At 73.1% G+C, this 22,709-nt stretch carries 22 protein-coding genes; 4 read left to right on the top strand and 18 right to left on the bottom strand.

Annotation, left to right across the window (positions count from 1 at the left end; translation table 11 throughout):
• The first annotated feature begins 212 nt into the window (after nucleotides 1-212).
• Nucleotides 213-1,211: a glycoside hydrolase family 26 protein gene (locus BLS70_RS19540; RefSeq protein ID WP_176946504.1), complete on the top strand. Its 999-nt coding sequence runs from the start codon at nucleotides 213-215 to the stop codon at nucleotides 1,209-1,211.
• A 15-nt stretch (nucleotides 1,212-1,226) separates the two neighbouring features.
• On the opposite strand, the gene BLS70_RS19535 is transcribed toward BLS70_RS19540, so the two are convergent.
• Nucleotides 1,227-2,087, bottom strand: coding sequence for a lysophospholipid acyltransferase family protein (locus BLS70_RS19535; RefSeq protein WP_091771360.1), 861 nt, complete (start codon nucleotides 2,085-2,087; stop codon nucleotides 1,227-1,229).
• A 190-nt stretch (nucleotides 2,088-2,277) separates the two neighbouring features.
• Between BLS70_RS19535 and BLS70_RS19530 the strand changes: the two genes are divergently transcribed.
• On the top strand, nucleotides 2,278-3,132 hold the full coding sequence (locus tag BLS70_RS19530; RefSeq protein ID WP_091771358.1) for a hypothetical protein: 855 nt from the start codon (nucleotides 2,278-2,280) through the stop codon (nucleotides 3,130-3,132).
• 46 nt (nucleotides 3,133-3,178) lie between these two features.
• Here the strand turns inward: BLS70_RS19530 and BLS70_RS19525 are convergent, their stop codons facing one another.
• From BLS70_RS19525 to BLS70_RS19515, 3 genes are read right to left on the bottom strand one after another with little or no spacing between them, the layout of a single operon-like run.
• A complete protein-coding gene (locus BLS70_RS19525) occupies nucleotides 3,179-5,356 on the bottom strand; it encodes an intein-containing Rv2578c family radical SAM protein (RefSeq protein ID WP_091771538.1) in 2,178 nt (725 codons plus the stop codon).
• Nucleotides 5,357-5,397: 41 nt separating this feature from the next.
• Nucleotides 5,398-5,871 (bottom strand): Lrp/AsnC family transcriptional regulator, encoded by a 474-nt coding sequence (locus tag BLS70_RS19520; protein WP_091771356.1) that lies wholly within the window; start codon nucleotides 5,869-5,871, stop codon nucleotides 5,398-5,400.
• The gene (locus tag BLS70_RS19515; protein WP_255362601.1) at nucleotides 5,846-7,000 is read right to left on the bottom strand and encodes a M24 family metallopeptidase; all 1,155 of its coding nucleotides are present in this window, start codon (nucleotides 6,998-7,000) and stop codon (nucleotides 5,846-5,848) included. Before BLS70_RS19515 ends, BLS70_RS19520 begins: the two co-directional genes overlap by 26 nt.
• 76 nt (nucleotides 7,001-7,076) lie before the next feature.
• Between BLS70_RS19515 and BLS70_RS19510 the strand changes: the two genes are divergently transcribed.
• Entirely contained in the window at nucleotides 7,077-7,994 is a 918-nt protein-coding gene (locus tag BLS70_RS19510; protein WP_091771354.1) for a 5'-3' exonuclease, read from the top strand.
• A gap of 10 nt (nucleotides 7,995-8,004) precedes the next feature.
• Here BLS70_RS19510 and BLS70_RS19505 read toward each other — a convergent pair whose 3' ends face one another.
• The 8 genes from BLS70_RS19505 to BLS70_RS19470 form a co-directional block, all read right to left on the bottom strand.
• On the bottom strand, nucleotides 8,005-8,355 hold the full coding sequence (locus BLS70_RS19505) for a DUF4333 domain-containing protein (RefSeq protein WP_176946503.1): 351 nt from the start codon (nucleotides 8,353-8,355) through the stop codon (nucleotides 8,005-8,007).
• Nucleotides 8,356-8,399: 44 nt separating this feature from the next.
• Nucleotides 8,400-11,237: a DEAD/DEAH box helicase gene (locus tag BLS70_RS19500; protein WP_091771349.1), complete on the bottom strand. Its 2,838-nt coding sequence runs from the start codon at nucleotides 11,235-11,237 to the stop codon at nucleotides 8,400-8,402.
• A 9-nt stretch (nucleotides 11,238-11,246) separates the two neighbouring features.
• Nucleotides 11,247-12,152, bottom strand: coding sequence for a diacylglycerol/lipid kinase family protein (locus tag BLS70_RS19495; protein WP_091771347.1), 906 nt, complete (start codon nucleotides 12,150-12,152; stop codon nucleotides 11,247-11,249).
• Between the two features lie 14 nt (nucleotides 12,153-12,166).
• Nucleotides 12,167-13,117, bottom strand: coding sequence for a twin-arginine translocase subunit TatC (tatC, locus tag BLS70_RS19490; RefSeq protein ID WP_255362600.1), 951 nt, complete (start codon nucleotides 13,115-13,117; stop codon nucleotides 12,167-12,169).
• A gap of 25 nt (nucleotides 13,118-13,142) precedes the next feature.
• Entirely contained in the window at nucleotides 13,143-13,496 is a 354-nt protein-coding gene (tatA, locus tag BLS70_RS19485) for a Sec-independent protein translocase subunit TatA (protein WP_091771345.1), read from the bottom strand.
• A gap of 76 nt (nucleotides 13,497-13,572) precedes the next feature.
• Complete coding sequence (locus tag BLS70_RS19480; RefSeq protein WP_091771343.1) at nucleotides 13,573-13,764, bottom strand: hypothetical protein; 192 nt, start codon at nucleotides 13,762-13,764, stop codon at nucleotides 13,573-13,575.
• Nucleotides 13,765-13,773: 9 nt separating this feature from the next.
• Nucleotides 13,774-14,760, bottom strand: a complete 987-nt coding sequence (locus BLS70_RS19475; protein ID WP_091771341.1) for a helix-turn-helix transcriptional regulator — start codon at nucleotides 14,758-14,760, stop codon at nucleotides 13,774-13,776.
• The gene (locus BLS70_RS19470; RefSeq protein ID WP_091771339.1) at nucleotides 14,757-15,737 is read right to left on the bottom strand and encodes a helix-turn-helix transcriptional regulator; all 981 of its coding nucleotides are present in this window, start codon (nucleotides 15,735-15,737) and stop codon (nucleotides 14,757-14,759) included. The genes BLS70_RS19475 and BLS70_RS19470 overlap by 4 nt, the downstream gene beginning before the upstream one ends.
• 63 nt (nucleotides 15,738-15,800) lie before the next feature.
• Between BLS70_RS19470 and BLS70_RS19465 the strand changes: the two genes are divergently transcribed.
• Nucleotides 15,801-16,922: a DUF3866 family protein gene (locus tag BLS70_RS19465; protein WP_091771336.1), complete on the top strand. Its 1,122-nt coding sequence runs from the start codon at nucleotides 15,801-15,803 to the stop codon at nucleotides 16,920-16,922.
• Between the two features lie 49 nt (nucleotides 16,923-16,971).
• Here the strand turns inward: BLS70_RS19465 and pafA are convergent, their stop codons facing one another.
• The 6 genes from pafA to dop form a co-directional block, all read right to left on the bottom strand.
• The gene (gene pafA / locus BLS70_RS19460; protein ID WP_091771334.1) at nucleotides 16,972-18,330 is read right to left on the bottom strand and encodes a Pup--protein ligase; all 1,359 of its coding nucleotides are present in this window, start codon (nucleotides 18,328-18,330) and stop codon (nucleotides 16,972-16,974) included.
• A gap of 58 nt (nucleotides 18,331-18,388) precedes the next feature.
• The gene (gene prcA / locus BLS70_RS19455) at nucleotides 18,389-19,264 is read right to left on the bottom strand and encodes a proteasome subunit alpha (protein WP_091771332.1); all 876 of its coding nucleotides are present in this window, start codon (nucleotides 19,262-19,264) and stop codon (nucleotides 18,389-18,391) included.
• A 3-nt stretch (nucleotides 19,265-19,267) separates the two neighbouring features.
• Nucleotides 19,268-20,125, bottom strand: a complete 858-nt coding sequence (prcB, locus tag BLS70_RS19450) for a proteasome subunit beta (protein WP_176946502.1) — start codon at nucleotides 20,123-20,125, stop codon at nucleotides 19,268-19,270.
• Complete coding sequence (locus tag BLS70_RS20590) at nucleotides 20,122-20,844, bottom strand: endonuclease VII domain-containing protein (RefSeq protein ID WP_255362615.1); 723 nt, start codon at nucleotides 20,842-20,844, stop codon at nucleotides 20,122-20,124. Before BLS70_RS20590 ends, prcB begins: the two co-directional genes overlap by 4 nt.
• A 29-nt stretch (nucleotides 20,845-20,873) precedes the next feature.
• A complete protein-coding gene (locus BLS70_RS19440; protein ID WP_091771531.1) occupies nucleotides 20,874-21,083 on the bottom strand; it encodes a ubiquitin-like protein Pup in 210 nt (69 codons plus the stop codon).
• 89 nt (nucleotides 21,084-21,172) lie between these two features.
• Entirely contained in the window at nucleotides 21,173-22,678 is a 1,506-nt protein-coding gene (gene dop, locus BLS70_RS19435) for a depupylase/deamidase Dop (RefSeq protein ID WP_091771328.1), read from the bottom strand.
• Nucleotides 22,679-22,709: the final 31 nt, after the last annotated feature.

The following is a 22,709-nucleotide window of genomic DNA, read 5'->3' as shown; positions in this document are numbered from 1 at the left end:
GGGAACGCCTCCCTCCCTGACCCGAACGAGGGGTGGATGACGCCGATCTCGACCGGATGCGGCCGTCCGGCTCAGGTCAAGGGCCCTCCATGCCGAGAACACGCACCGTGGACACCCCCGCCCCTGCCGCCACCGCCGGAGGCCGTTCCCGCCGCCGCGGACGCATCCTCGGCGGCTCGGTGGCCGTTCTGGCGATCTTGGTAACGTACGTCGTGACCGCGTCGAGCCGTGCTCCGGAGTCGGCGGCTGCGCCTGCACCTGCGCCGGCCGCCCCGTCGGTCGCCACCCCGCTTCCCCCGCCGGCACCGGCACCCACCGTCGGGGTGCCCCTGCTCGGCATCTCGGCGCCGGACCTGGCGGCCTTCGACCGCTTCGCCGCTGCGACCGGCACGCAGCCGGACGTGTACGACGTGTTCGAGGCGTGGGGCAACGACCGTCCGCTCGACCTGGAGCTCGCCGAGGCGGTGGCCGTGCGCGGCGCCCGGTTGTCGATCACCTGGGAGCCGTGGGACGCCAGCGGCTCGCACACCCGTCAGCCGGCCTACTCGCTGCGGTCCATCGCAGCGGGCGACCACGACGGGTACATCGACCGGTTCGCCCGCTCCGTGCAGGAGCACGGCCGACCCGTGAGCCTGCGCCTCATGCACGAGATGAACGGCAAGTGGTACCCCTGGGGCAGCGGCGTCAACGGCAACCGCCCCGGCGACTTCGTGCCGGCCTACCGCCACGTGCACGACCGCTTCACCGCCCTCGGCGTGACGAACGTGGAGTGGGTCTGGGCTCCCAACGCCGTCTACACCGGCAGCGCTCCCCTGGCCCCCCTCTACCCGGGCGACGCCTACGTCGATGCCGTCGGGGTCAGCAACTACAACTGGGGGAACGAGATCCGGGACGGCTACCGCACGTCCTGGGCGAGCTTCGGCGAGCTGTTCGACCCGAGTCTCGCCGAGCTGCGGAGCCTGACCACCCGTCCCGTCTGGATCAGCGAGACGGGCAGTTCCGACAGCGGCGGCAGCAAGGCGGAGTGGGTGGCCGCGCTGTCCGCGGAACTGGCCGCCCGGCCGGAGATCGTGGGGCTCATCTGGTTCGACCACGTCGACGAGGCCCGGACCGTCGACTGGCGCATCGAGGACGACGCGGACGCCGTCGCCGCCTGGCGCACGGTGTTCGACGCACGCCCCCGCGTCCCCCGCGGGCAACCGCTCGACTGAGGGCCGCCCGCTGCCTCAGCGGCGGCGCAGCAGACCGGTGATCCGCTCCAGCGGGGACTTCTTCGGCGCGGTGGGGCCGTGGCCCGCGGCACGGGCGGCGTCGGCCACGAGGGCCTCCTCCGACGTCGGGGCGGTTCCGCCGAGGTGGACCGGCAGCCACCAGCGGTCGTCGGGGCCGGCCGGCTGCTCGGGGTAGTCCCGCTGCGCCTCGTCCAGCAGCGCCTCCATGGCGGCGCGGGTGCGGCGCAGCAGCTGCTGCACCTTCTCCCCCGGCTCGGGGACGATCGGCTCGCCGAGGATGACCATCACTGGCACACCCCGCCGGAGCTCGACCTTGTGCCCCTTGGTGGCGACGCGGTGCCCGCCCCAGACGGCCGCCGGGATGATCGGGACACCCGCGTCCATGGCCATCCGCGCGGCGCCGGCCTTGAGGTCCTTGACCGTGAAGCTCCGGCTGATGGTCGCCTCCGGGAAGACGCCGACCACCTCGCCGTCCTTCAGCGCGCGGACGGCGGCGTCGAAGGCCGCAGCCCCGGCCTTGCGGTCGACCGGGATGTGGCGCATGGCGCGCATGAACGGGCCGGCGAACCAGTGGCCGAAGACCGCCGACTTCGCCATGAAGCGGACCAGCCGGTGCTGGGAGATGGCGCCCAGTCCCAGGAACGTGAAGTCGAAGAAGCTGACGTGGTTGCTGCAGATGATCGCGCCGCCGGTCGCGGGCACGTGCTGCGAGCCCCGCACGTCGAACCGGAAGCGGAACAGGTGGAAGACCACCAGGCACAACCGGATCACGAACCGGTAGGGCCGGTCGCGCCGGCTCGGCGAGGCGCCGAACAGATCGCTCCGCACGACGTCGCGCCAGCTCGCGGTGTACATGAGCGGACCCTAGCCAACCCCGGCGTGCGCTGCCCGACCGGTCGCTCGCCGGCGACGGACGCAGAACGCTCGAGGCCCGCGACCCGTGGGCGTTGTTGCTCCACCGCCCGGAGGGCGGTGCGCTGTGTCAACGGCAGAGGACCACAAGCAGAAGTCGCATTGTTGTTGGGGATAACGGTAGTGTCCCGGCATGTCGCGTGCATGGCAGCAGCCGTTGCCGGAGATGCCCTCGCCTCCGCCGGAGCGCGCCTGGCGCCGCTGGCCGCCACCGCCCGGCTACGAAGTGCAGTGGCGGCGGCTCGCCGAGGCGGCACTCGAGTTGGACCTCGGCCCCGACGAGCTGGCCCGGGTCGGGCTGGGTCCGCTGGCGGCCGCACGCGAGTGGAAGCCGGCGACCGTGGCGCTGTACAGCAAGGTCGCCCGCTACGGCGGACTCTCCCTCCCCCGTGCACCGACGCCGGAGCCCGACCCTCTCGAGCTGGACCTGCGCCCGCTCACCGAGCTGCGGGGAACGGACCCCGAGCACGTGCGGTCGGTCGCCTGGTGCGCGCTGGCACTGGCCTGGCCGGCGCCGGTCGGCATGTTCCGCTCCCTGCGGCGGGACCAGGTGCACGCCGGCGCTCGGCGGCTCGTCCTGCGCACCGACGGCGGCGAGTGGTCGGTCGCCGGCGCGAACACCGCCTGGCACGCGTGGGAGACGGTGCGGGAGCGCTACCCCGCCCTGGCGGCCAGCCCGTGGGTGCTGCCGGCGCTGCGTCGCGGCCCGGGGCTGGACTCCCGCATCGGTGGGCGGCTGTCCAACCAGGCCCTGCAGGTGACGTTCGGCAAGCACGCCGGGCGTACCGCCCAGCACCTCCGGGCCGCTGCTCCCCCGTCGCGCCAGGCCGCTGCGGCGGAGCTGGCGGCGGCGTACCGGGACCTGTCCTACGACTCCTTCCGGCGCCTGGCGCTGGCGGCGGGGGCTCCCCCGGTGTCCGCGCGCGGCGTGGTGCGAGCCGCCCGATCCGTAGCCCGGACGACGAGGAGGGCTCAGCGCACCGGTTGAGGGGGCGCCTGCCGTCGAGGTGGCCGCCGGCAGGGCTCGGTGCTGCTCACAGCAGGGAGAGCTGCTCGCCGGGGCCCGGCACCTCCTCGGCCGCCGGGAGAACGGGACCCTGCTCGGCCTTGGGGCGGACGCCTGGCATCCCCCCGGTGGGCAGGCTGCCTGCTGGGAACCCGACCTCCTCGTCGCCGGGCACGCCGGCGACCAGCGGTCCGTCCGCTCCCCGGGCCGCTCCCCCGGACTGCCGGTCCAGCCCGTGCCGGGCGAGCAGGGGCGCGACGCGCTGGGCGAGCCAGGTGCGGTACTCGGCCGAGACGTAGGCGCGGCGGGCGTACATCCGCTCGTAGCGCGGCACGAGCTCCGGGTGGGCGGTACGCAGCCAGGCCATGAACCACTCGCGGGCCCCGGGACGCAGGTGCAGCGGGATGACCGTGACGCCGGTGGCGCCGGCCGCCGCGATCGCGCCGAGCGCGGCGTCCAGCGAGCCCTCGTCGTCGGTCAGGCCGGGCAGCACCGGAGCGAGGAAGACCCCGCACGGCAGGCCGGCGTCGGCCAGCGCCCGGACCAGGTCCAGCCGCGCCCGCGGGGTGGGCACGCCCGGCTCTAGCGCCTGGTGCAGGTCGTCGTCCCAGATGGCCATGGAGACGCCGAGTCCCAGGGGCACCTGCCGGGCGGCCTCGACGAGCCGCGGGGCGTCGCGGCGCAGCAGCGTGCCCTTGGTGAGGACGGAGAAGGGCGTGCCCGACCCGGCCAGTGCGTCGATGACGCCGGGCATCAGCTTGTAGCGGCCCTCGGCACGCTGGTACGGATCCGTGTTCGTCCCCAGGGCGACGTGCTCGCGCGTCCAGGTGGGGCGCGCCAGCTCCCGGCGCAGCACCTCGGCGAGGTTGGTCTTCACCACCACCTGGGTGTCGAAGTCGTGACCGGAATCGAATTCGAGCCATTCGTGCGTTTTCCGAGCAAAGCAGTTGTGACTGATGACGCCGTTGGCCACGAAGTCACCCGTGCCGGTCGTGATGTCGTACATCGGCATGTCGAGGCCGAGGGCCTCCACGGCCACCACCCGGAGATCTGCGTCGCTCTTGACCGCGATGTCCTCGACGGTGCACTTCCGGCGGATCGCCGGATCGGTGAGGTGCACGAATCGCATGTGCTCTCTGAGGCCGCCCTTGAGGCGCACGTTGCGCACCCTGTTCTCCAGGCCCCGGTCCTCGAGAACCGCGTCGAAGCCGTACGCAGCGAGGGCGTCTTGCGTACGAGCCAGGATCTCGTCGTCGGAATTGCTGATCCGGAGGACTCCCTTGCTGCGGCTCCCCTCTGCATCGAAGATGCCGGCGAGGAATCCGCGCTGCCACGCCCGGGTCGGCTCGATCGGCCATTCGACGAGCTCGCCGATGCGCGCCACGGTCGCGGAGGCGGACGTGCGGATCGCCGTCATGGCCCGCCGGTCCCCAGTAGCCGCCGAGAACTCGAACTGATCGGTCGGGATCCCCTCCACGGCCAGATATGCCTGCGTGCGGGTCAGTCCGTCCACGTCGGCCAAGGCCAATCGGAACCTGTGGACATCGCCGTGAGCGCGACCGGCCCGCTGGTACCGGTAAACCTCGAGGTTCCCGTCGCCGCGCACCACGCCGGTGAGATAGCCGCGCCGATACTGCCGGCATGGAGCGACCGGAGAGGTGGCACGTCCGAAGCCGAGCAGGGCGTCGTTGGTCGTGAGATGTGGGCGGCGATCCCACCCTGCCATGGCTCCGGTGACGTGCTTCCACCCCCGGCCCGTGAGGAACCGGTGGTCACCGCTCGCCGTGAGCTCCGTGCCGTCCGCCAGAGAGACCCGGTATGCCGGCTTCACCGTGGACCAGTGCGCGAGCACGTCTGTCGTGACGTAGTGCCGGTAGGTTCCGCGGCGTTCGGTCCCGACCATCCGGTCACCGACGCGCAGCTCGGAGATCGGCTTCTGCCGTCCATCGGCCATGAGGACGAGGGTGTCTCCGGCCAGGCAGTACACACACGAATGACTGCATCCCCGGTACGGGTTGATCGTGTACGGGAAGGGCATCGCGGAGTCACCGGGCACCTTGTTGAGGGCCGAGCGGGACCGTACCTCGTGGAACGTCAGCCCCGGGAACTCCGGCACCTGCACGCTGCGCAGCAGGCCGCGGATGCTGGGCATGCCGGGCAGCGTCGTGGCCTCGTCGAGGTCCAGCCGCTGCGCTTCCCACCGCATGACCACCATACGAACACGTGTTCGAACCGATGTCCAGCCGGTCAGATGGGCGGGCGGTCCTCGTAGAGGGTGGACAGCACGACCGTCGTCCGCGTGGAGACGTTGGCGCACGCCCGGATCTCGCGGAGCAGGAGCTCCAGTGCGTCCGGCGAGGCAACCCGCACCTTGAGGATGTAGCTCTCCTGCCCGGCGACCGAGTGGCACTCCTCGATGGCCGACAGGTGGGACAGCAACGCCGGCGGGTCCTCGTTCTGCGCCCCGATGGGCGTGATGGAGACGAATGCGGTCAGCGGCAGCCCGAGCAGCTTCGGGTCCAGCACGGCCCGGTAGCCGGTGATCAGGCCGCGCTGCTCCAGTCGCCGGACGCGCTGGTGCACGGCCGAGACCGACAGACCGACCTTCTCGGCCAGCTCGGTGTAGCTGGCCCGCCCGTCGCGCGCCAGGGCCGCGAGCAGCAGCCGGTCGACGTCGACCGGAACGGCTCCCGGCTCAGCCGGGGAGTTCGACGAGCTCACGCGGACCGCCGTTCAGCGAGCGGACGCCGTCGTCGGTGCAGACGACGATGTCCTCGATCCGGGCGCCGCAGCGGCCGGCGAGGTAGATGCCCGGCTCCACCGAGAACGCCATGCCCGACACCAGCGGAAGGTCGTTGCCGGCGACGATGTAAGGCGCCTCGTGCGAATCCAGCCCGATGCCGTGCCCGGTGCGGTGGATGAAGTGCTCGCCCCATCCGGCGGCGGTGATCACGTCCCGGGCAGCGGCGTCGACCTGCTCGGCGGTCACACCAGGGCGGACGGCGGCCACGGACGCCTGTTGCGCGGCGTGCAGGACGGCGTACCACTCCGCGACGTCGCCCGGCGCGCTGCCGCCGACCACGTAGGTGCGGGTGCAGTCCGAGCGGTAGCCCGTCGCCGTCTGCCCGCCGATGTCGATGACGACGACGTCGCCGGCCTGCACCACGCGGTCGGACAGCTCGTGGTGCGGGCTGGCGCCGTTCGGCCCCGACCCGACGATGGTGAAGTCGACGCCGACGTGGCCCTCCTCGAGGATCGCCGCGGCGATGTCGGCGCCCACGGCAGCCTCGGTGCGGCCGACGGTGAGGAACTCGGCCATGCGTGCATGGACCCGGTCGATGGCGGCGCCGGCCAGCGCGAGCTCCTCGATCTCGGCGGCGGACTTGACCATGCGCAGGCGGTCCAGCACCGGCCCGGCGAGCTCCAGCGTCGAGCCGGGCAGCGCCCGCTGCACCCCGAGGGCGTGCTCGGCCCAGGTGCGGGCGCCCACGGCCACGCGGGCCGGCGCCGATCCGAGCCGGGCGTTCGCGGCACCGGCCAGCAGGGCGAACGGGTCGTCCGTCTCGTCCCAGGCGAGGACGTCGAGACCCAGCACCCCCGCCGGGCTCACGTCGACCATCGGTGCCTCGAGCCGCGGGACGACGAGGAACGCCTCGCCCGCCCGCGGCACGACCAGGGCGGTCAGCCGCTCCATGGCGTGGGCGTTGTAGCCGGTGAGGTAGCGCAGGTCCGAACCCGGCGTGAGCACCAGCAGGTCGGTGCCCGTCTCGGCGGCCAGCGCACGGGCTGCGTGCACCCGGTCAGGCGTCACGAGCGGGCCGGTCGGCGACGGCACGGAGGCGCTTCCCACCGGCGCAGACTAACCACGGACCCCGACGGCCTCCGCACGCGCTGCCCGACCGCTAGCGTCCCCCTCCGTGACGACCATGCTGCTGGACGCCGCGTCGCTGTACTTCCGCGCCTTCTACGGGGTGCCCACCAGCGTGACGACGCCCGACGGCCGGCCGATCAACGCCGTGCGCGGCTTCCTCGACATGACCGCCCGGCTGCTCACCGCGCACGGCCCGGACCGGCTGGTGGCCTGCTGGGACGACGACTGGCGGCCCGCCTTCCGGGTCGAGGCGCTGCCGTCGTACAAGGCGCACCGCGTCGCCACCGAGGGCGAGGAGGAGGTGCCCGACGAGCTGGGTCCCCAGGTGCCGATCCTCGTCGACGTGCTGGCCGCAGCCGGCATCGACCGCGTCGGCGCCCCGGGTTTCGAGGCCGACGACGTCATCGGGACCCTGGCCACCCGTGCGCGCGGACCGGTCGACATCGTCACCGGCGACCGGGACCTCTTCCAGCTCGTCGACGACGACCGCGGCGTCCGCGTGCTCTACACGAACCGGGGCATCGCCGACCTGGAGACGGTCGACGAGGCCGCCGTCGCCGCGAAGTACGGCATCCCGGGCCGTGCCTACGCCGACTTCGCCGTGCTGCGCGGCGACCCCAGCGACGGGCTGCCGGGCGTGGCCGGGGTCGGCGCCAAGACCGCGGCGGCCCTCATCAACGAGTTCGGCGACGTGGCCGGCATCCGGGCGGCCGCCGCGCGGACCGTCGTCGCCAGGCCTCCGCTCACCGCGGCCGTCCTGAAGAAGCTGCACGCGGCCGCGGACTACCTCGACCGGGCGCCGGTGGTCGTCGCCGTGGCCAAGGACATCGACATGCCGGCGGTGGAGGGCGACCTGCCCCGCTCCCCCGCCGACCCCGCCACGCTGGCCGGACTGGCCGAGCGGCACGGCCTGCAGTCCTCGCTGGGCCGGCTGGGCGCGGCGCTGGGCTGGCCCGCCGACGCCCTCGGCTGAGCCGCCCGGGTCAGTCCACGTCCCAGGTATAGGCGGCCGGCTCCTCGTCGGTGATGGTGATGACGAGCTCCAGGTCCTCGCCGTCGTCGGTCTCCGCGTCGCACTCGTAGTCGCGGCCGTCGGCGACCTCCATGCCCTGCGGGCAGTCGACGTCGACGCCGACGTCGAAGCGCTCCTCGAACTGGGTCGCCACGTCCCTCTCCACCTCGCCGGTGTCGAGCAGCGTGGGGCCCAGACCCAGCCAGCGGCTGAGCGTCAGGGCCAGCACGACGAGCAGCCCGATGAGGAGGATCCCGCCGTAGAACGGGGCACGGGACCGGCGCCGCGCGGACTGGTCGTGGGCCAGATCGGGGTCGGTCATCCCGCCGCCTCCTCCCTCCGGTGCTCCCGGGACACCGGTCATGATCAGCCCCCCACGGCGACGGCGACGACGCCGCGCCGGACCTTGCCGACGGCGGCGCGCGCCACGGACGCCACCGCATCGTCGGCCACCTTGGCGATCTGGTCGAGCAGGTCGATCAGCTGGCGCATCCAGCGGACGAAGTCACCGCCGGACAGCTCGGTTCCCGCTTGCTCGGCTCCGGCCAGCACGCGGTCGAGGCTCTGGCCGTCGGCCCACCGGTAGGCCGCCCACGCGAAGCCCAGGTCGAGGTCGCGGGTGACCCGGACCGCGTGCGCGGCCTCGACGTCCTCCAGGCGGGACTTCACCTGCCGCATCTCCGCCACCGCGGCGGTGACCTTGCCGGCCGGGATGGCGGGGAGGGACGCCAGGTCGCGGCGGGCCTCGAAGACCACCGTGGAGGCGGCGGCGGCCAGCTCGGCGGCGTTCAGCCCGCGCCAGGCGCCGGCGCGCAGGCACTCCGCGACGAGCAGGTCGGCCTCCGACCAGATGCGGGCGAGGCGCCGACCGTCGGCCGTCACCACCGGGACGTCGTCGCTCGCTCTGATCACCGTGGTGTCGGCCGGCACCAGCTGCGCCGGCTCCGGTACCAGGTAGCCCAGCTCCTCCAGGACGTCGCAGGTGGCGTCGAACTGCCGGGTGAGCGAGCCGGTCCGCTCGGCCATGGTCCGGTGCAGCGCCTCGGCCTCCCGCACCGCGCGCAGCCAGCGCTCGGCCACCCGGACCCGCTCCTCGCGGTCGGGCAGCGAGTGCACCGGGTGGCGGCGCAGCGCGGCCCGCAGGTCGGCCAGCACCGGGTCGTCCGCGGCGGCCGACCGGCCCTTGCGCACCATGCGGGCACCGAGGTCGTGCTCGACACGGGCGTTGCGCAGGGTCGCGGCGAGGTCCCGGCGGGCGTGCGGGCTCCGGTGGTTGAAGTTCTTGGGCACCCGTACCCGGGCCAGCGCGGACACCGGCGTCGGGAAGTCGATCGAGGCCAGCCGTCCGGCCCACTTGTCCTCGGTGAGCACCAGCGGACGGGGATCGGCGAGGTCGGTGACGCCGGGGTCCAGGACGACGGCCAGGCCCTGGCGGCGTCCCGAGGGCACCCGGATGACGTCCCCGGGACGCAGGGCGGCCAGCGCGTCGGCGGCCTCCATCCGGCGCTTGGCCTGCGAGTCACGGGAGAGGTCCTTCTCCCGGTCCGAGATGTCCCGGCGCAGCTGGGCGTACTCCCCCACGTCCCCGCGGTCGGAGTGCATGTCGTGGGCGAACTTCTCGGCCTCGCGCTCGTGCCGGGCCGCGGCCCGGGCCAGCCCCACCACCGAGCGATCGGCCTGGAACTGGGCGAAGGACGAGGCGAGCAGCTCCCGGGCCCGCGCCCGGCCGAACGAGCTCACCAGGTTGACCGCCATGTTGTAGCTCGGCCGGAAGCTCGACCGCAGCGGATAGGTGCGGGTGCTGGCCAGCCCGGCCACGACGGAGGGGTCCATGCCGGGCGCCCAGATGACGACGGCGTGCCCCTCGACGTCGATGCCGCGCCGCCCGGCCCGGCCGGTGAGCTGCGTGTACTCCCCCGCGGTGACGTCGACGTGCGCCTCGCCGTTCCACTTCACCAGCCGCTCGAGCACGACGGTGCGGGCCGGCATGTTGATGCCCAGGGCGAGGGTCTCGGTGGCGAAGACCGCCTTGACCAGCCCGCGGACGAAGCACTCCTCCACGGTCTCCTTGAAGGCGGGCACCAGGCCGGCGTGGTGGGCGGCGAGCCCGGCCAGCAGCCCCTCTCGCCACTCCCAGAAGCCCAGGACGTGCAGGTCCTCCTCGGGCAGCGAGCCGGTGCGCTCGTCGATGATGGCGGCGATCTCGGCCCGCTCGACCTCGTCGGTGAGGCGCAGCCCGCTCGTCAGGCACTGGTGGACGGCGGCGTCGCAGCCGTTGCGGCTGAACACGAACGTGATCGCCGGCAGCAGGCCCGCCTTGTCCAGCCGCTCGATGACGTCGGAGCGCGCCGGCGGTCGGTACCGGGGCTTGTGCGACGGCTCGCGCCTGCTCGGGCCGCCCCAGCCCTCGATCCGCCGCTCGTGCTCGCGGACGTACCGGACCAGCTCGGGATCGACCACCGAGGCGCCGCGCTCCCGGGTGGACATCGGGCGCGGGCTCTCGCCGTGCTCGGCGGCGTGGGCGGCCGGGCGCAGCGAGAACAGGTCGAACACCCGGTTGCCCACCAGCATGTGCTGCCAGAGCGGGATGGGCCGCACCTCGCTGACCACGACCTCGGTGTCCCCGCGCACGGTGACCAGCCAGTCGGCGAACTCCTCGGCGTTGCTGACCGTGGCCGACAGCGAGACCAGCGTGACCGACGGCGGGAGGTGGATGATCACTTCCTCCCAGACCGCGCCGCGGAAGCGGTCGGCGAGGTAGTGGACCTCGTCCATCACCACGTAGCCGAGGCCGAGGAGCGCCGGCGACTCGGCGTAGAGCATGTTGCGCAGGACCTCGGTGGTCATGACGACCACGGGGGCGTCGCCGTTGACGGCGTTGTCGCCGGTCAGCAGGCCGACGCGCTCGGCCCCGTAGCGCTCGACGAGGTCGTTGTACTTCTGGTTGGACAGCGCCTTGATCGGCGTCGTGTAGAACGCCTTGCGGCCCTCCGACAGCGCCTTGTGGACGGCGAACTCGCCGACGACCGTCTTGCCGGCGCCGGTCGGCGCGCAGACCAGCACGCCCGAACCGCGGTCGAGGGCCTCGCACGCCTCGACCTGGAACGGGTCGAGGGAGAAGCCGAGTTCGGCCGTGAAGTCGGCGAGGTCCGGATGGGCCGTCCGGCGCCGGGAAGCGGCGTACCGCTCAGCGGGGCTGGACATGCCTCCACGTTAAGCGCGCGATGCGCCGTCGGCTCGCCGCGCCCCGACGACGGTCAGCGCGCCGGGGACGCACTCCGCGACGACGGGCAACGGAGCCACCGGTTCGCCGTCGGCCCAGGTGGTGACACCGGGGCCGGACAGCTCCACGCGCGCGGCCCGGAAGACCGAGACCGACGGGCTCTCCACGTGCGTGCCGTCGGCCAGCCGGGGGCGGGCCTGGATCAGCTCCAGACGGGTGAGGGGCCCGACCACGGTGACGTCGAACAGCCCGTCAGCGGGGTCGGCACCGGGGCAGATCTCCAGGCCGCCGCCGTACCAGGCGGTGTTGCCGACGGCGACCATCGTGGCCGGCACCGTGCGCACCTCGCCGTCCATGACGAGAGTGATCTCGTTGGGCCGCAGCCGGGCGAGCTCCAGCAGGACCGCCAGGTCGTACCGGCGCCGGCCCCGCGGCCAGCGCAGCCGGTTGGCCCGGTCGGTGACCGCCGAGTCGAAGCCGCAGCACAGCACCGTGGCCCACCAGCGGTCACCCACGCGGCCGGCGTCCAGGCTGCGGGCCTCCCCCGCCCGCAGGTCGCCGGCCAGTGCCCGGACGGCGGCGGTGGGCTCCGCCGGCACGCCGAGCGCCAGGGCCAGGTCGTTGCCGGTGCCCGCGGCCACGAGGCCCAGCGGCGTCCCGGTGCCCGTCACGGCCTGCAGCGCGGCGTGCGCCGTCCCGTCACCGCCGACGGCGACCACCGCGGCGGCCCCGCCGGCGACCGCCGCACGCGCCCGCGTCTCCGCCTCGGCGCCGGTCGTGGCCGCGAGCACCGTCGGGGTCAGCCCGGCGGAGCGGAGCTCGCGGAGGACCGTGTCCCCGAGGGCCCTGGCCCGGCCGCGCCCGGCGGCGGCGCTGACGAGGACGGCGACGTCCACGGGTCGGCCGGGGATCAGCCGCGGAAGGACGCCGGCGTGGAGTCCTGCGGCTCGTCGAGGGACGACGGCCCCGCGTCCAGCGGTGAGGCCCCGGCGTCCAGCGGTGAGGCAGAGGCGTCCAGCGGTGAGGCCTCGTCGTCGTCCAGGCCGTGGAAGTGCTCGACCGCCGCCCGCTTGGCCCGCCGCTTGTCGACGACGCGCGCGATCTGGATGGCCAGCTCGAACAGCACGATCATCGGCCCGGCCATGAGCAGCATGGTGAACGGGTCCTGCGTCGGCGTCACGAAGGCGGCGAAGACGATGGTCAGGAAGAAGATCCACCGCCGGCTGCGGGCCAGCACCTCGTGGCTCAGCACGCCCACCAGGTTGAGCGCGACGGCGATCAGCGGGACCTCGAAGCTCACCCCGAACGCGACCAGCAGCGAGAGCACGAACCCGATGTAGTCCTGGGCGGTCAGCGCCACGACCACGCCGTCCCCGGCGAGGGTCAGCAGCAGCTCCAGGCCCTTGGACAGCGAGACGTAGGCCAGCAGCGCGCCGAGGGCGAACAGCAGCGTGGAGACCGCGACGAACGAGATGCCGTACCGCTTCTCGTTGCGCTTGAGCCCCGGCGTGATGAAGGCCCACAGCTGGTACAGCCAGAAGGGCGCCGAGAGCACCGTGCCGGCGAGGAAGGCGACCTTCAGCCGGATGAACACCCCGCCGAAGACGTCGGTGATGAGCAGGCCGCAGCCGCCGGAGTCGTCCCCGCCGTAGCGGAGGTCTTCGTCCAGCCCACAGTAGGGGGCGCGGATGAAGTCACCGAGGCCGTGCTCGTACCACCAGAAGGAGAAGGCGGTCGCGATCAGCAGGAACAGCAGCGCCTTCGCGATGCGGTTGCGCAGCTCGGTGAGGTGCGCGACGAGCGACATGGTCGCCGCCGCGTCGCGGGGCTCGCGGCGCCGACGCAGCCGGGGGCCGCTCACCGTCGTCCTACCGGGTGCGGGTGGCTCAGCGCGAGCCGTCGGCCGCGCGGGTCTGCTCCGCACGGGCGCGCAGCTCGGCCGCGCGCGCCTCGGCGACGCGGGCCTCCTCGTGCAGCTGGGCGCTGAGGTCGCCGTCGGCGGACGTCGCCGGGGTGGCGGGCGCGACGATCTCGCCGCGGACCGGCGTCGTGCGTGCCGCGTCCTTGCCGCGGAGCCCCCCGCCCACGGAGTCGTCGTCCTTCATCCCCTTCATCTCGCCCTTGAAGATCCGCAGCGAGCGGCCGAGGGAGCGCGAGGCGTCCGGCAGCTTCTTGTAGCCGAACAGCAGCAGGATGGCCAGGATGATCAGGCCGATCTCCAGCGGGCCGAGTGAGCCCATGACACGTCCTCCAGAAGTCGGTTCTCCGGCGATGCTACGCCCGGGGAGGTCGCTCCCCCGTCGTGTCAGCGGCTGTTCACCGGTCGTCCGTGCGCGCGACACGCTCGGACGTGTCGGCGACCTGGTCCAGCAACGGGCGGACCTCCCGCTCGAAGGCGGTCACCTCGCGGGCCAGCCGGGTGCGGGCGCCCTGCACGCCGTAGGCGAGCGCCCCCAGCACGACGACGACCAGCACCCCGACGACGATCCACACGACCAGCAGCAGCACGGGCCGACCCTAGCCCGCGCTCTCGGCGGGGGCCTCGACGCCGTAGCGGGCCAGCGCCGCCCGGGCATCCGCGGCGATCCGGTCGGCCAGCCCGGCCGGCTCGTCGACGAGGGCGTTCCCACCGAGCGAGGCGACCAGCCGGCGGGCCCACGCCAGGTCTGCGGTGCGCACGGTGACGGCCAGCCCGCCGGGCGGGTCGTCGACGGGGGTGGCGGAGTCGACCGGGTAGTACTCGGCGACCCAGCGGGCGCCGCGGGCCAGCCGCAGCCGCACCACCGGCGAGCCGGGCTCGGGCTGGTAAACCCCGCCCTCGACGTCGCGGCCGTGGGCCTCCGGCGGTGGGGCGGCCGGCTCGTCGAGGACGACGACGTCGTCGACCCGGTCCAGGCGGAACAGCCGCACGCCCTCGACCCGGCGGCACCAGGCCTCCAGGTACCAGCGGCCGTCGACCAGCAGCAACCGCATCGGGTCCACGGTGCGCTCTGTCCGCTCGTCGCGGCTGGGCACGTAGTAGTTCAGGTGGAGGGCGCGCTTGCTCTCCAGCGCTTCCCGGACGACGGCGAGCGTCTCCTCCCGGGCGTCCACGCTGACCGCCACCGGCGTGACCTCGGCGGCGTGGCCGGCCGCAGCCGACACCTTCGCCAGGGCGCGGCTGACCGCCTCGCGCTCGGCCAGGCCGGGCAGCTCGAGCAGGGTCTTCAGCGCCACGACCAGCGCGACGGCCTCGTCGGTGGTCAGCCGCAGGGGCCGCACCATGCCTGCGGTGAAGGTGACGTGCACCCGGTCGCCCTCGAAGGAGAGGTCGATGAGGTCGCCGGGCCCGTGGCCGGGCAGCCCGCACATCCACAGCAGCTCCAGGTCGCCGCGCAGCTGCCGCTCGGTGACGCCGAAGTCGCGCGCCGCCTCCTGCACGCGGACGCCGCCGGGCCGGGCGGTCAGGTACGGGATGAGCGCGAGCAGCCGGGTCATCCGGTCGGTGGTGCCGGTGGTCGTCATGCGGGGGCTCCCATCGCGGCCAGCCGGGTGAGGCGGGCGATCACGGCGTCCCGCATCTCGGCGGGCGACTCGACGACGACGTCGGCACCGTGGGCGGCCAGCTGGTCGGCCAGCCCCCACCCGCCGCTCGTGCGCAGCTCCAGCCGGTCCTCCGTCCCGTCCTCGGTCGTGCCGAGCGGCGTGGCCCACCGCCGCAGCCCGACGGCCGTGCCGGGTCGGGCGCGCACCACGACCACCTGCTCCTGGCCGCCGACCTGGGAGGCCACCATGGCGCCGAGATCGAGATCGGCGGGCGGCTCGAAGGCCCCGGAGGGGCCGGAGGCCCTCGGGGTGCCGACGACCCGGGAGAGCCGGAACATCCGCGGCTGCTCCCGGTCGAGGTCCAGGCCGCCCAGGTACCAGCGGCCGTGCCAGGCGATGACGCCCCAGGGCTGGACGCGCCGGCGCCTGGGCGCGTCCTCGTCGGGGCGCTGGTAGTCGAAGGTGAGCGCCCGGCGGTCGCGGGCGGCGGCGTAGACGGGCTCGAAGGCGGGCTCACCGGCGTCCAGGCGCGGCTGCAGCGGGATGCCTCCCCCGGCGTCGACGTCGATGCCGGCGGCGCGGAGCTTCACCAGGGCGCTCTGCGCGGCCGCGGCGAGCTGGGCGGACTCCCACAGCCGCAGCGCCAGGCCCACCGCCGCGGCTTCCTCGCCCGTCAGCTCGATCTCGGGCAGCTCGTAGTCGGCACGCGCGATGCGGTAGCCGTCCTCGGTGTCGAAGGCGCTCGTGCGGCCGGTCTCCAGCGGCACGCCCATTTCGCGGAGCTCGGCCTTGTCGCGCTCGAACATCCGCTTGAAGGCCTCGTCGGCGCGGTCGGTGCCGTCGTCGGGCTCGTACCCGGGCACCGTGCTGCGGATGCGGGCCGCCGTCACGTACTGCCGCGTGCTCAGCAGCGCGATGACCAGGTTCACCAGTCGTTCCGCCCGCTTGGCCGCCATGGGCCCAGGCTATCCAGGTCCGGCCGACCAGCCGTCCTCCGGGACGCTGGCTAGCCTGCGGACATGAGCTCTCCCCCCTCCTCCCGCATCCGCTGGCGGCGCGGCGAGGTGACCGCACTGGGGCGGGGAGGGCACGACTCGCTCGAGCTGACGGTCGCCGTGCCCGAGGACGGCGAGGTCCGCGCGCTGGCCTACCCCTCCCTGGTCGGCGTCCCGCAGGTGGGCGACACCGTGCTGCTGAACACCACCGCGTGGGCGCAGAACCTGGGCACCGGCGGCTACGCGCTCGTCGTCGCCGTCCCGGACCGGCTGCCCGCCGACCCGACCGGGCCCGGGCACCTGGTGAAGGCCCGCTACACGCCGCTGCAGGTCACCGTGCAGGGCGTCGACGAGCAGGACACCGAGCACCACGCGACGATGGCCGAGGCCGACTCGCTGGACGGCATGCCCGTCGTGGTCGCCGACCTGCACTCGGCGCTGCCGGCGGTGCTGATCGGCGCGCTGGCCACCGACCCCGACCTGAAGGTCGCCTACGTCATGACCGACGGCGGGGCGCTGGCCGCCGGCTTCTCCCGCACGATCGACGCGCTGCACAAGTCGCTCGCCGGCGTCGTCACCGTGGGGCAGGCCTTCGGTGGGGACGTCGAGGCGGTCACGGTGCACACCGGGCTGCTGGCCGCCCGGCACGTGCTCGGGGCGGACCTGGCGATCGTCACGCAGGGGCCCGGCAACCTCGGCACGGGGACGCCGTGGGGCTTCTCGGGCGTCGCCGCCGGTGAGGCCTGCAACGCCGTCACCGTGCTGGGCGGTGTACCCGTCGGTGCGCTGCGCATCTCCGACGCCGACCCGCGGCCGCGGCACCGGGGGGTGTCGCACCACTCGCTGACCGCGTTCGGCCGGGTGGCGCTCGGGGGCGTGACGCTGGTGGCCCCGCGCGGTCTGGGCTCGGAGCTCGGCTCCCAGGTCGACGAGGACCTCGCCGGCCAGCCCGCCCGCAATCCGGTGGTGTGGGTGGACACCGACGGCCTGGAGGACGCGCTCAGCCTCTCCCCCGTGCCCCTGCGGACGATGGGTCGCGGCATGCCGGAGGAGCGCGCGTACTTCCTCGCAGCCGCGGCCGCCGGCCGCTACGCAGCCCTGGCGGTTCCGGTCGACGCCGACGGCGCGGCCGAGCCCGCCCCCTGACCCTGCTTTTCCGCGGAAGAGCAGCCTGCCTTTCCGCGGAAAAGCGGGATCACATCGAGGCGATGAGCTTCTCGACGCGGTCGTCGACGGACTTGAACGGGTCCTTGCACAGCACGGTGCGCTGGGCCTGGTCGTTGAGCTTGAGGTGCACCCAGTCGACGGTGAAGTCGCGGCGCTTCTCCTGGGCCTTGCGGATGAACTCTCCGCGCAGCCGGGCCCGGGTGGTCTGCGGCGGCACGTTCTTGGCCTCGAACACGCGCGGCTCGTGGGCCACCCGCTCGACCTGACCGGCCCGCTCCAGCAGGTAGTACAGGCCTCGGGTGCGGCTGATGTCGTGGTAGGCGAGGTCCATCTGGGCGACCCGCGGAGAGGACAGCGGCAGGTCGCGCTTGGCCCGGTAGCGCTCGATGAGGCTGTACTTGATCGCCCAGTCGATCTCGCGGTCGATGAGGCTGAGGTCCTCGCCGTCGACGGCCTTGAGCACGCGGCCCCACAGCTCGAGCATCTGCCGGTGCACCGGTGAGACGCCCTCGCGGTCGGCGAACTCCAGCGCCCGGTCGTAGTACTCGGACTGGATCTCCAGCGCCGACATCTCCTTGCCGCTGGAGAGCCGCACCTTGCGCCGTCCGGTCATGTCGTGGCTGATCTCGCGGATGGCGCGGATCGGGTTCTCCAGCGTCATGTCCCGGATCGGCGTCCCGGCCTCGATCATGCGCAGGACGAGGTCGGTCATGGCGACCTTGAGCAGCGTCGTCGTCTCGCTCATGTTCGAGTCGCCGACGATGACGTGCAGCCGTCGGTACTTCTCGGCGTCGGCGTGCGGCTCGTCGCGGGTGTTGATGATCGGCCGCGAACGGGTGGTGGCGCTGGAGACGCCCTCCCAGATGTGCTCGGCCCGCTGGCTGACGCAGTAGACCGCGCCCCGCGGGGTCTGCAGCACCTTGCCGGCGCCGACGACGATCTGCCGGCTCACCAGGAACGGGATGAGGACGTCGGCCAGCCGGCTGAACTCGCCGTGCCGGCCCACCAGGTAGTTCTCGTGGCAGCCGTAGCTGTTGCCCGCGGAGTCGGTGTTGTTCTTGAAGAGGTAGATGTCGCCGGTGACGCCCTCCTCGGCGAGGCGCTGCTCGGCGTCGACGAGCAGGCCCTCGAGGATCCGCTCCCCCGCCTTGTCGTGGACGACGAGCTCGGTGAGGTCGTCGCACTCGGCGGTGGCGTACTCGGGGTGGCTGCCGACGTCCAGGTACAGCCGGGAGCCGTTGCGCAGGAAGACGTTGGAGCTGCGACCCCAGGACACCACCCGCCGGAACAGGTAGCGGGCGACCTCGTCCGGGGACAGCCGGCGCTGCCCCTTGAAGGTGCACGTGACGCCGTACTCGGTCTCGATCCCGAAGATCCGTCGTTCCACGATCCGAGCCTAGGCGCCGGGAGCGACAGAGGGCGGGTTCACGCGCAACCGCCCCGCTTCAGCCTTCGCCACCGTCCTCCGCGTGCCGGCCCTCGTACTCCGCGCCGCCGGCGGTGTCGGGGTTGGCGGGGTCGCCGAGGCCGGCGGGTGTACCGGGCTCGGGCGTGCTCGGGGCGTGCGCGCTGGTGGCCGGGGCGTCGTCGACGACGTCCGGGGTCGCCTCGTCACCGAGCAGCCGGCGAAGGGCGGAGCCGGTGATGCGGCGGAAGGCCCGCTTGGGACGGCGCCGGTCGAGGACGGCGACCTCCAGCTGGGCCCCCGTGAGCTTCGCGGGCCCGCCGTTGCCGGCACCCGCGGTGACGGGACTGACCGCCGACAGGGCCCGGACCCCGACCTCGAGCGCGTCGGACAGCCCCATGTCGCCGTGGAAGTGCTCGCGCAGGTGGCCGGTGACGGCCTCGGCCTGCCCGCCCATGACCACGAAGTCGGGCTCGTCGACGATCGAGCCGTCGAAGGTCAGGCGGTAGAGCTGGTCCGTCTCCGGGCGGTCTCCGACCTCGGCGACGCAGAGCTCGACCTCGAACGGCTTGGTCTGCTGGGTGAAGATCTCGCCCAGGGTCTGGGCGTAGGCGTTGGCGATGACCCGGCCGGTCACGTCGCGGCGGTTGTAGGAGTAGCCGCGCACGTCGGCGAGGCGGACGCCGGCGACGCGCAGGCTCTCGAACTCGCTGTAGCGGCCGACGGCGGCGAACCCGATGCGGTCGTAGAGCTCGCCCACCTTGTGCAGCGTGGAGCTGGGGTTCTCGGCGATGAAGAGCACGCCGTCGGCATAGGTGAGGACGGCGACGCTGCGACCGCGGGAGATGCCCTTGCGGGCGTACTCCGAGCGGTCCCGCATGAGCTGCTCGGGAGAGGCGTAGTACGGCATGGTCATGGCTCAGGCCCCCCGGTCCATGTTCTGGCGGTCGGCCTCGGCCCGCTCGGTGACGATCGTGTCGGCGACGGCGGCGACCTCCGCGTCGGTCAGCCGGACCGCGCCCTCGGCGTCGACCCGGTAGACGATCGGGTAGAGCTTCCGGACCGGGTCTGGACCGCCGGTGGCCGAGTCGTCGTCGGCGGCGTCGTAGAGGGCCTCGACGACGGTGCGCGTGGCGGCGTCGGCCGGCAGGCCGGTGCGCCAGGTCTTCTTCAGCGAGTTCTTGGCGAACAGCGAGCCGGAGCCCACGGCCGCGTAGCCGCGCTCCTCGTAGTTCCCACCCGTGACGTCGTAGCTGAAGATCCGGCCGGGTGCGGTGCCCTCGGCGGCGTCGAGGTCGAAGCCGGCGAACAGCGGGACGACGGCGAGGCCCTGCATGGCGGCGCCGAGGTTGCCGCGGATCATCTGGGCGAGGCGGTTCGCCTTGCCGTCGAGGCTCATCGTGAGCCCCTCGATCTTCTCGTAGTGCTCGAGCTCGACCTGGTAGAGCTTCACCATCTCGATGGCGATGCCGGCCGCGCCCGCGATGCCGATGACGCTGTAGGAGTCGGCCGGGTAGACCTTCTCGATGTCGCGGCTGGAGATCAGGTTGCCCATGGTGGCGCGCCGGTCGCCGCCCATGAGGACGCCGCCCTCGTAGGTGACGGCGACGATCGTCGTGCCGTGTGGCGCGAGGTCTCCCACGGGCATGGTCGGGACGGGGCGGCGGCCGGGCAGGAGGTCAGGCGCCGTGGTCGACAGGAAGTCGGTGAACGAGGAGCCCACCCGGTCCAGATAGGCGGGCGGGAACCCGCTCCGGCCAGCTGATGACTCGTTCACGCATCCGCCTCTCCCGCCTGCTCGCGCCGGCGTGCACCACTGGTCCGCCCGGTGCTCCGCGAGCTGGTGCCGCGGGCTCCTGGTCGTCGCTGCGACCCTACCGGCGGCTCCCCCGGCCGGCTGGCCGCACCTGCCCCCGCGCCGAGTGCCTCCATCTCGGCTGCCACCTGATGCCGGGCGGTGTGCAGCGCGACGTAGAACGCCGCCGCGTGCAGGAAGTCAGGGCTGTCGCGGAAGAGGCCGAGTCCGTGGTTGCATCGCTGGCATAGCAGCGCCCGGGTGGCGCCGGTGGCGTGGTCGTGATCAAGGTGCTGCGGCTCGGGAGCCCCGCAGATGGCGCACTTGTCGCCCTGCGCCGCTCGCATCTCAGCGACCTGCTGCTTGGTGAGCTTGTACCGGCGGTAGAAGTACGACTCGCTGTTGGCCACATTGGCGCAGCCGCGGCAGGTGCTGCCGAAACCGGAGGCGCTCGTGGCGTTGCGCGTGTAGTCCTCGTGGGCGACTGGCTGCCGACAGGAGGGGCACCAGCGAAAACCGTCTGGAATCCAGGAGTGATCGCGGACTTCCTTGCCCAGAGACCGACGATTGTCTCGATACCAGGCCTTGTTCCGCTCCCGATTGCACGCGAGGCAGTAGAAGGAGAGCCCGTCCTTGAGCGTGCGATTGCGGCTGAACTCAGCCGCGGCCTTCGTCTGTCCGCATGCTGGACACTTCTTCACTGAGAGCAATCACTGACTACGCAAAGTGATCACTCCCCTCCCTTCTGTACGTACGAGCGAACGAAGTCCTCGGCATTGGACTCGAGGACCTCGTCGATCTCGTCCAGGATCGAGTCCACGTCGTCCGACATCTCCTGCCGGCGCTCCGCCGCCTCGGTGTCGACCGAGGCCTCGACCTCGTCGGTCTCCTCGCGCGAGCGCGTCGCCTTCTGCTGCCCGCCGGTGTCCCTGGTGGCCATGGCCTGCCCCTCCCGTCGTGGGAACTGCTGCTGGAACTGAAAGCTACCCGCCAGGTGTGACATCCGGCGTCCGGCGAACGGGTGTGGACTCAGCCGCCGGTGATGGTGTCGACCAGCTCCTGCGCCGTCGCCGACGCCTCGAAGAGCGCCCCGACGTGCTCGCGGGTCCCGCGCAGCGGCTCCATGGTCGGGATGCGCACCAGGTTCTCGCGGCCCAGGTCGAACACCACCGAGTCCCACGACGCCGCCGCGACCGAGGCGGGGAAGCGGCGCAGGCACTCACCGCGGAAGAACGCACGGGTGTCCGTCGGTGCGTGCACCACCGCGTGCTCCACCTCCTCGTCGGTGAGCAGCCGCTGCATCGAGCCGCGCGCGACCAGGCGGTTGTACAGCCCCTTGTCCGGCCGGACGTCCGAGTACTGGAGGTCCACCAGCTTGAGCCGCGAGTCGCCCCACTCCAGGCCGTCCCGGGAGCGGTAGCCCTCCAGCAGGCGCAGCTTGGCCGGCCAGTCGAGCCGGTCGGCGCAGCGCATCGGGTCGATCGCGAGGTCGTCGAGCACCTCCGCCCAGCGGCGCAGCACGTCCTCGGTCTGCTCGTCGCCCTCGCCGCGCTGGGCGACGAACTTCTGCGCGTGCTCGAGATAGGTCTGCTGCATCTCCAGCGCCGTCATCCGGCGCCCGTCCCGCAGGCGCACCGTGTGCGTGAGCGAGGGGTCGTGGCTGATCGCCTGCAGCGCCTCGACCGGCTCCTCGAGCGAGAGGTCGTGCGGCAGGAAGCGCGCCTCGATCATGGCCAGCACGAGCGACGTCGTCCCGACCTTGAGGTAGGTCGACAGCTCGGCCAGGTTGGCGTCCCCGATGATCACGTGCAGCCGCCGGTACTTCTCGGCGTCTGCGTGCGGCTCGTCCCGGGTGTTGATGATCGGCCGCTTGAGCGTCGTCTCCAGGCCGACCTCGACCTCGAAGAAGTCCGCCCGCGAGGAGATCTGGAAGCCGTGCCCCCGGCTCTCCGCGCCGATGCCCACCCGCCCGGCGCCGGCGAACACCTGCCGCGTCACGAAGAACGGCACCAGACCGCGGATGATGTCGACGAACGGCGTCCGCCGGTCCATGAGGTAGTTCTCGTGAGCGCCGTAGGAGGCGCCCTTGCCGTCGGTGTTGTTCTTGTAGAGCTGGATCGGCTGGGTGCCCGGCACCCGCGCGGCGCGGCGGGTCGCCTCGGCCATGACCCGCTCGCCCGCCTTGTCCCACAGCACGATGTCCCGCGGATTGGTGACCTCCGGGGTCGAGTACTCCGGGTGCGCGTGATCCACGTAGAGGCGGGCGCCGTTCGTGAGGATGACGTTGGCCATCCCGGTGTCCTCGTCCAGGTCGTTGTGGTCCAGCGCCTGCGCCGGGGTGAGGTCGAACCCGCGGGCGTCCCGCAGCGGCGACTCCTCCTCGAAGTCCCAGCGGGGACGGCGGCGGGTCGGCGCCTCGGCCACCGCCCAGGCGTTGACGACCTGGCTGGACAGCGTCGTCGGATTGGCCGTCGGCTGCCCCGGCACCGAGATGCCGTACTCGACCTCGGTGCCCATGACCCGCCGCACGCTCATGCCCCAACCCTAGGCGGCGGCGCGAGCCGGG

This window comes from Blastococcus aurantiacus (assembly GCF_900102425.1).
GTDB classification, from domain to species: domain Bacteria; phylum Actinomycetota; class Actinomycetes; order Mycobacteriales; family Geodermatophilaceae; genus Blastococcus; species Blastococcus aurantiacus.
Note: the sequence above shows the minus strand (reverse complement) of the source record. Positions and strands in the feature narration are given on the sequence as shown.